The organism is Streptomyces tremellae (assembly GCF_039540215.1).
GTDB lineage: Bacteria > Actinomycetota > Actinomycetes > Streptomycetales > Streptomycetaceae > Streptomyces > Streptomyces tremellae.
This window is the reverse complement of record NZ_BAABEP010000113.1, coordinates 1-7968: the sequence shown is the minus strand read 5'-3', so window position 1 is coordinate 7968 and position 7968 is coordinate 1. Positions and strand designations below refer to the sequence as shown.

Sequence of the window (7968 nt, the reverse complement as noted above, 5' to 3'; positions counted from 1 at the left end):
ACCCCATCAGCCACACCCGGCCCTCCCGGACCGCCTCACATTCTTAAGGACACCCATGTTCCAGTCGTCGGCCGCTCGCCGCGCCTCGATGTCCCCGTCCGCCACCCTTCCGTCTCCACAGTCGAGAGAGAAGCGCCTGGCCCGCACCGTGAAGCCCTAGCCGACGGTCGGGGCCTACTGGTGCGGCTGCGTGTCCGCGTCGGTGTCCTGCTCGACGCCGAGGGCTTTCGCGACCGTGTCGAAGACCTCGGGGGAGACGGGCGGCCCGGAGACGCTGGACGGCCAGTCGAGATCGACGATGACCGGACGGTACCGGTCGTTGCTGGGCAGGTCGACCAGCAGAGGCCGCCTCCCGCCCTCTTCAGCGAGGAGCCGAGCAAGGTGACCCGGGTCCGTACTGGTCTTGCCCTTGCCCCCGGGCTGGAAGTGCTTCTCGGCCAGGACCTGCCGCACCATGGTCTCCAGGTCCCGGGCGCCGTGCGGAGCGGCCAGGGCGCGGGCCTGATCGGTGGTCATGCCGGTGGCAGCGACGAGGGCCTGGACGGTGTCCTCGGGCATGTCGTAGGCGAGGTCGTCCAGGCGGTCGGTGGCCGAGTCCCCGGGCTGCAGACCGAGGAGCTCCATGGCGCGATGCCGCTGGACGCCGACCGCGGTGGCGACTCGTTGGACGTACCCGTCCAGCCGCTCGGCGGGACGGGGCAGGGGAGCGCCGGAGATCCGTGCAGGCGTGCCGTCCAGCGAGCCGGAGCGGGCAGCGACGGCCTGACGGGCCTGGTCCAGGGTGATGCCGGGGTGGCTCCGCTTGTACGCGCGCACGGCGCGGTCCTGCTCCCGGTTGCTGCGATGGGTCATGACATCTCACGTCCTTGTTCGGCCTGCTGCCCCACACGCGCCGGCCGTCCAGGAGGAGGGCATGACGAACCGCTCGCGCGAGTCTCAGACGTCTGCGGTCCCCTGCGGCGGTGTGGGCGTCGAGGTGGTGGACCGGGCGCGGCGCGGTTGCCCTTTGATGCACCCGACATCGTAGTGCCCGCGACAGACACATCGAGGGCATCCGGCGAGACTCGGCCGAGATCCGCGCCACTGATCTGGCCCGCGCGCCGCGGCTATCGCGTACCTATGCCCGACTTCCGCTACCCGTGACTCCCGACGAGTGCACAACCGCTCGGACAGGTCGGCCCTGTCCGTCACGTTGTGCCGCATACCCGCCCGGCGGCTGAGCGCGGCCCGACGCGTCGCCGGCTTCGCCCAAGACGGACCCGACCGACACCGTGCGGCCGGCCGGGCTCGGACTTTCAGCCGCAGCACCTGCGCACCGCCCGCTGCCCTCGGTAGTCTCGGTGGCGGAGATTTCGTCGGACTCCCCCTTTGGGACCCCGCAGGCGCGGGGATGCAGCCCGTTCCGACCGGGCTGACCGAGCGCGCCCCAATCCCGGCCGCGCTCATCCCGCCGCCGATGAGGAGATCCCCTCGATGCCCATCCTTGACCATGTCCTCGTTGTGCCCGTCGACGAGGGCGGCGAGTTCGTCTTCGCGCACGCCCTCGACAGCGGGATCCGCGTCTGGACGCGGGGGCCGCTCCGCCGCGTCGACGAGCGTCCCCGGCTCCGCGGCGTCGCCGCCCCGCTGTACGGCGGGAGCATCAGCGACATGAGCGCCCTGCGGGATTTCGTGACCGACTTCGTCGACCACGCCACCGACGAGGCGGCCACGGTGCTGTCCCGCGGCCGCATCCGCGACACCCGGCCACTGGTCGCACGGACCCGCTCGGACAGCCTGTCCAGCCGCATGCACTTCTCGTACCGCGCGCTGTCGCCGATGCACACCATCGGAGCGTGGGGCGGAGCCGCTCCCGAGCTGCTCATCAGCCGCGTGAGGGGGCTGGAGCGCACGGGCATCGGCTACTTCGCCACCGGACTGCCCGAGCTCCCCGCCGACGTCATCCCAGGTGCCCTGCCCACCGCACTTCCCGCGGCCGTCATCAGCCCGGAGCGGGCCGAGTACCTCTCCGAGTACCTGCACGCGCCCGTCGGCCACGTCCTCCACCACCTGGGGCACGCTGCCCGACGGTGACTTCCAGGCTTCGGGTGTTGCGAGGCCCGCGACACCCCCGGACGCCACCGGTCCGCGAGTGCTTCTGCCCGGTGAAGCACGCCGACGTCGTCCTGGAGCTCGCCCGCCGACTCCCCGGCCCGCAGGCGTGCCGCGCTCCGCAGCACTCCCCGGCCGGGCCCCGAGGGTGAGGGGCGCGCGGGGGTACGGATGTGCGCCCTGTCCGAGGGATGGGTCGAGCTCGTACCGTCGCAGTGCGGGCCGAAGGCCTCTTCGGGCAGACCCGGGACAGAGGGCTGAGAGGGAGGTGGCGGGTGGAGCGCAGGACGGTGTTGGGCGCCGGGCTCGGCGCGGCAGTGGTGTGGGCGAGCGCCACGACGCCGGCGCTGGCCGACTGGCGTAGCCGGCGACTGGAGGACCAGGACCTGGCGGCCGCGCGGGCGCTGTTCACCGCGGGGGAGTACGACCGCCTGCACCAAGCACTCCCCGTGCTGCTGACCCGTGCGCGCGACAGCGAGGCGACCGGACCGGTGGGCGCCTCGCATGCGGTCGCGGTATGGGCACTCGCGTCTCAACTCGCGGTCAAAAACGGCGCCTTGGAGACAGCGGCCGCGTTCGCGGCACAGGCCGGGGAGGCGGCCCGCCGCTCAGGGCGACCGGTGATGTTGGCGGCTGCGGCGCGCGCGGCCGCGACTCCGCTGCGCCGAACCGGCCGAGCCGGTCACGCCCTGCGGTTGCTGGAAGAGGCCTACGACCAACTGGGCGCCGCCGTGCGACCGTCCGCGGGCGCCTTGAACGCATCCGGCATGGTGGCGCTGACCGCCGCTTACACCGCCGCCCAGGCCCATATGCCCTACGCCGCGGAAGAGTTCGCCGCTTGGGCAGAGGAGAGCGCGGAACGCCTCGCCCGCGCTTCCAGCCGCTCGCCGGCGGGCGGGGAGTTGTCCGCGGCGCAGTGCGCGCTGTACCGGGTCGGAATCCACCGGGAGCTCGGCGACGTCGACAAGGCCCTCGCCTACGCAGCGCATCTGGACCCGGACGCGCTGCCCACGGCGGAACGCCGGGCCCGCGCGGCCACCGACACCGCTCGCGCGTGGTTGGCTGCCGGGAATGTGCCAGCAGCGTTCGAGCAGCTGCAGCGGGTGGAGCGGGCCGCGCCGCAGGAGGCTCGCCGGCCCTCGGTACGCGCGCTGACGGCCCAGGTCGCCGCCGGTCGGCCGGATCTGCCCGGGGTGACCGCCTTCGCCCGCCGCACCGCCGCACCGTTGTCCGCCTGAGCGCCCTGCCCCGACGGAACCGCTGTGCCGGGCCCCTGCCGGAGGAGGCGAGGGGGACCTTGGCCCGGATGCCGACGACGGCCGGGGCTCGGGGCGCCGCCGGGTCGGGAATGATCGGGGGATGACCGATGACCTCTCCGATGGCCCGGCCCCCGAACCGCCGCCGCGTCCTCACGGCCAGGACGAGCTTCGCGCACTGGCAGCCCCGCGCCGACTCAGCGTGGACGACCACATGTTCAGCGCCCCCGGGTTGCCGGGGACGTTCCGGCTGCAGCTGTTCACCGCTCCCGGGGCGCGCCCGGTCGCGGTGGCGACCCAGATCGCCCTCGCAGAGGGGATGGGGCTGATGAACGGGGTGGAGAGGTTTGCGGGCGCGGTGTGGGAGCGGCACTGCCCCGCCGAGGACCAGCCGCCGGTGTGGGTGGAACGGCAGCTCTGGCCGGAGCGGTCACTCCAGGAGACCCGCTTTCGGCGCGTGGTGTTCGCCGGCGCCGACCGCTACCGGCCGCACGGCCCGAGCTGGTCGGCGATGACCGACGAGGAACTGCAGGATCTGGTCGGCGCTCCGGTCGCCACGGAGCGCGGCACCGGCTACGTGCCGCGCGCCGCCGAGCCGGAACCGCAGCTGGTGTTCGAGGAGTTCGCGGTGGCCCGTCTCGCCCGGCCGCGTCCATTCCGCGAACCGGTCTGCATGCCGACGGGGGTGCCCTGGTGGCGGCGCTGGATGCGTCAGGTTCTGCCGGACCGCGGGGCCCGGTCGTGCTGCTGGTACCACGGCGGCGACTGGCACACGGTCAACGCGCTGGCGCTGCAGGTCCTCGACCGGGCCCGCGCCCAGTCCGTGGACCCCGACGACATGGAGGAGTTCGCCACCGCCCACGCGGCCGCGGCCGGCGCCACTCAGTGGGAGAGCGAGGCGCTGGCCACCCTGTTCAGCATCGGGGACGCGATCCAACCCGCCAGCGAGCCCGGCTACATCAACGGCCAGCACCGAGCCCAGGCCATGCTGGAGGCAGGCGTACGCCGGACCGTCGTCCTGCACCACGTCTACGAGACGTAGCCCCGCACCGCCCGGCGTCCACCCGCACCGCCTTCGCGGGGAAGCCGCGCCGTGCCCAGGTCTGTGGCGACGGGCGGCAGCCGGTCGGAGGCGGCGTGCGGGGCGGCCCGGGGGCAGGGCCGGTTCACACCGGCCACGGAGTCGTCTCCGCCCCGGCCACTGCGCCCTGCCGGGCCGCCGCGAGTGCTGTTCCGCGCCTGCGCCATCTGTGCACCGATGTCGATGACGCTAAAAAATTGACGCAAACCCCTTGATGGGGTAATCTATAAGTGTCAAGCGGGGTGATCGACCCGCAGGACGCCGGACAGTCAGGAGCGGCCGATTCGGGCTGTACGGCAGGTTCGCAGCTACCGGAGCTGGCCCTTGAAGAGATTCGAGGGCAGGGGTTCAACTCCCCTCGGATCGCGAAGTGCTGGACGCGCGCCCCTCCAGAGGCGACGCCCCCGTTGAGAGGGCGCGCACCAGCACACAGAACGGGCCCGCCCGGTTGATCCCCGGCGCGGGTTGAAGGAGGGAAAGCGCGCCCTCTGGGACTCGTGGTGTCAGCAGCACGCCCCCGTGTGGGGGAAGAGCGGGAGCAGTACCCGCAGAGTTCACGACGTGCCAGCGGGAAGGCAACGCTTCCCCCGGCGGACCCGGTCCGCTGGCACGCGTCGCCCGAGGCCCCTGGGGAGGGGCCAACGGCGACTCCGGCCCCGGCCGGGGAAGGTGACGAGCAAGCCCTTCGCGGGCCCTACCCGATCCGATCCCCGGCCGGCGGCAGGAAACACATCTGCCCGGAATCGACACTCTGACCTGCGAGGAGTTCGCCCCCTTGGTGCAAAGTCCGACCGACAAGCCGAGCCTGCACACGACTCTTCCCGCGTTCAGGAAGTACCGGCCGCTCTCGAATGCGGACAGCGCAAAGCCTCGGTCGACCGTTCGGGACATCTTCGGAGTTGACGGCTGGTTCTTCGACCTCGCCGGCCCCGCGACCTCCAAGCCGCGGACCTTCGCTGTACTGCTGCTGCCGGGGACCTGCACCCCATCGGGGTGGGGCTGGGCGGTACGGGGTGTCGACCGCGACCGCCGCCAGTACGGCCCCCTCGCACTGACCCGCCGCGACGCCGTACACGGTGCAGCGCCGCACCTCCACGCCAAGGAACCGACCGCGCTCGTACGCGCTGAAGGTCGCCAGCAGAGCACGGTACTGCACGTACGGTGCGCCTGCACTCTTCCCGAGGCCGTGGTGAAGGCGGAGTTCACCGACTTCATCAGCACCGCCGAGTGGCTCGACGAGGACTTCACCGCCCCATGGCGGTTCTGCACGAGCACCCCGAAGCGCATCACGTGGAATGACGGCACGGGGACCAAGCGGCGCGGCGCGGTGTGGAGGACCTACCGCCATCACAACGGCTGGGCCACCGTCTCCATCCGCGATGACTTCGGCTGCTACCCGAAGGCGTTCCTGCGCGACCTCGCCCCTGACTCGATCTGAAAGCAGCCCCCGCGGCCCGGTGCGGTTCCCATTCGCCCGGTCGCACCGCTACGCCGCCCCTGCGCCTGCCGATCCGCCGGATGCTCTTCCGCCCGTGTAAGGAGTGCCCCCTGGCCCGCTACCACTGTCGGCCGAACGTCATGCTCGCCGCGCCGATCGTCACCCTGCCCACCGCGATCGTCCGCCACCTGTGCGCAGACCTCCACAGCCGGTGGGATCCGGCCTGGCACCGCCTGGCCCACCTCGTCACCGAGCAGCTCTTCCCCGGCAGCGCCTGCCACACCCTGACCCTGCCCCCGCAGGACCTCCAGGATCTGCTGTCCGTCCTGCTGGACATCTCCATCGACTTCTCCAGCGGCACGCTCTCGCCCGAGGCATGCGGCTTCACCGAAGGCGACATTCACGAAGCCATCGACCTCCACCAGCACCACTACGGCCCGATCACGGACTACTGACGCCAAATCCGGGAGGCCCCACATGAAACTGCTACAGCTCGGCGCCCCCGCCGACCCGGGCTTCCGCCTCGACCTCGACGGCAACGCCCGCTTCCTCCACGAGGGCTACACCGTCACGGTCCATGTACGCCGTGCCACGCCCGAGGACGAGCTGTACTACTTCCAGTTGACGGAGCACGACCCCCACGACGTCGTCATGACGGGCACCTTGACCCTCGAAGGCACCGACGTGGGCGCGGCCAGTGCCGTCGCGAACGAGCGCGACGCCCACAGCATGAGGGAGGCGCTGGAGGAGGTCCTGCGCGACGCCGTCAATGACGCCCGCCACACCGTCGCTTGCCTGAGCGCCCGCGTAGAGCAGACCGACCGCCGCACGCAGCAGCTGTAGCCCCTCACCGCCGAACCATCCCCGCTTCGCCTGGCCGTCACTGGAATCGGGGCCGGGTGCGCCGCCCCCCGGCTCGCGGAGCGCTGTGACCCTTGGCGACGGCGTCGTTACCGCCCAAGTTGCGGTGAGCGGATAGGACCTTCACCCACCACCCCCGCCGCCCCGCGGTGCACGAGTGGACGGCACCACCGAGCCGCACCCCACCGGCCAGCCCCGACCTCCCACGCACCGCACTCGTGGTGTCTCCCTGCGCCCTGGCGCCCCTGAAGATCACTCCGGCCTCAGAGCACGGCGACCCCGGGGGTACGCCCGCAACCGGCGCCTCCCGCAACAGCCAGTGAGCCGAGGGGCGTTGGGGCGCAAGGCGAGCGCTGATGCCGTCTGCGGAGGGCGCCTCCCCGATCCCGCTGGAGGGCGGGCTGCGAATCGCGGATCTCTGTCCACAGGCACGGCCTCTCAAGGTCACTGCCTATGCGGACCGGGACCTCCGCCGCATACGCACCCGCCGACCAGGGAGGACCACTGCCCATCCACCGCACCACGACCAGGCCGCTCCCAACTTCTTCCGCACCGCCCGCACGCCGGCGCCACCCGTCTTCGCCCTGGGTAATGCCGCTGGCCATGCAAGCACGGCTCCACAGCCGCATAGCCCTTGAACAACCGACGACGGGAGGTCAGAGGTGAACGACACCACGCATTCTGTGACCGGGACCGCCCCGGCAGCCGCAGCAGACACCGCCGCTTCCCAACGCCCTCGGTTCCTGCTGCTGCCGATGCGTTCCAGCTGCGCATCGGAACGTATCTACAAATGGACGTTGCCGGCCCATGAGGGCCAGCTGCCCGACGGGCGCCGCTACAACGCCTGTCCCACAGCCGGGGTCTGCGTTGACCTGTGCTACGCCAAGGCCGGCCACTTCCAGCGCGGAACCGTCCTGGCCGCGCACCAGCGCAATTTGCAGTACGTCATGGACGATCTGCCCGGCTGGGAGGTGCAGATGACCCAGGAGCTGCAGCACCGCCGCTACCGCGCCACTGACGGAAGTACGGTCCACGTGCGGGTCCACGACGCCGGCGACTACTGGTCCCTGCCGTACTTGCAGGCATGGTTGCGGATCTTCCGCAGCGCCCCGCACGTGACCTTCTACAGCTACACCAAGCAGGTGGCACTTCTGGAGAAATGGGTACGGCCCGACCCACCTGCAGAGTTGCATTAGTTCTTCGTGATTTATTGCATCGAGATTTCGTACCAACAGCGCGGT

7 protein-coding genes and 1 pseudogene are annotated in these 7968 nt (G+C 71.5%); 7 read left to right on the top strand and 1 reads right to left on the bottom strand.

The window, feature by feature from the left end; genetic code table 11:
• Nucleotides 1-174: 174 nt before the first annotated feature.
• Nucleotides 175-852 (bottom strand): hypothetical protein, encoded by a 678-nt coding sequence (locus ABEA77_RS33160; RefSeq protein ID WP_345655789.1) that lies wholly within the window; start codon nt 850-852, stop codon nt 175-177.
• A gap of 621 nt (nt 853-1473) precedes the next feature.
• On the opposite strand from ABEA77_RS33160, the gene ABEA77_RS33155 reads away from it, so the two are divergent.
• The 7 genes and pseudogenes from ABEA77_RS33155 to ABEA77_RS33125 all read left to right on the top strand — a co-directional run.
• Entirely contained in the window at nt 1474-2073 is a 600-nt protein-coding gene (locus ABEA77_RS33155) for a hypothetical protein (protein ID WP_345655787.1), read from the top strand.
• A 293-nt stretch (nt 2074-2366) separates the two neighbouring features.
• Nucleotides 2367-3329: a transcriptional regulator gene (locus ABEA77_RS33150; protein ID WP_345655785.1), complete on the top strand. Its 963-nt coding sequence runs from the start codon at nt 2367-2369 to the stop codon at nt 3327-3329.
• Nucleotides 3330-3450: 121 nt separating this feature from the next.
• Complete coding sequence (locus ABEA77_RS33145) at nt 3451-4389, top strand: hypothetical protein (RefSeq protein ID WP_345655783.1); 939 nt, start codon at nt 3451-3453, stop codon at nt 4387-4389.
• An 817-nt stretch (nt 4390-5206) separates the two neighbouring features.
• Entirely contained in the window at nt 5207-5866 is a 660-nt protein-coding gene (locus tag ABEA77_RS33140; RefSeq protein ID WP_345655781.1) for a hypothetical protein, read from the top strand.
• Between the two features lie 140 nt (nt 5867-6006).
• Nucleotides 6007-6321 (top strand): hypothetical protein, encoded by a 315-nt coding sequence (locus tag ABEA77_RS33135; protein WP_345655779.1) that lies wholly within the window; start codon nt 6007-6009, stop codon nt 6319-6321.
• Nucleotides 6322-6343: 22 nt separating this feature from the next.
• Nucleotides 6344-6709, top strand: a complete 366-nt coding sequence (locus ABEA77_RS33130; protein ID WP_345655777.1) for a hypothetical protein — start codon at nt 6344-6346, stop codon at nt 6707-6709.
• 680 nt (nt 6710-7389) lie between these two features.
• Nucleotides 7390-7920 (top strand): annotated as a pseudogene (locus tag ABEA77_RS33125) (GP88 family protein); the annotation flags it as partial.
• Nucleotides 7921-7968 lie beyond the last annotated feature (48 nt).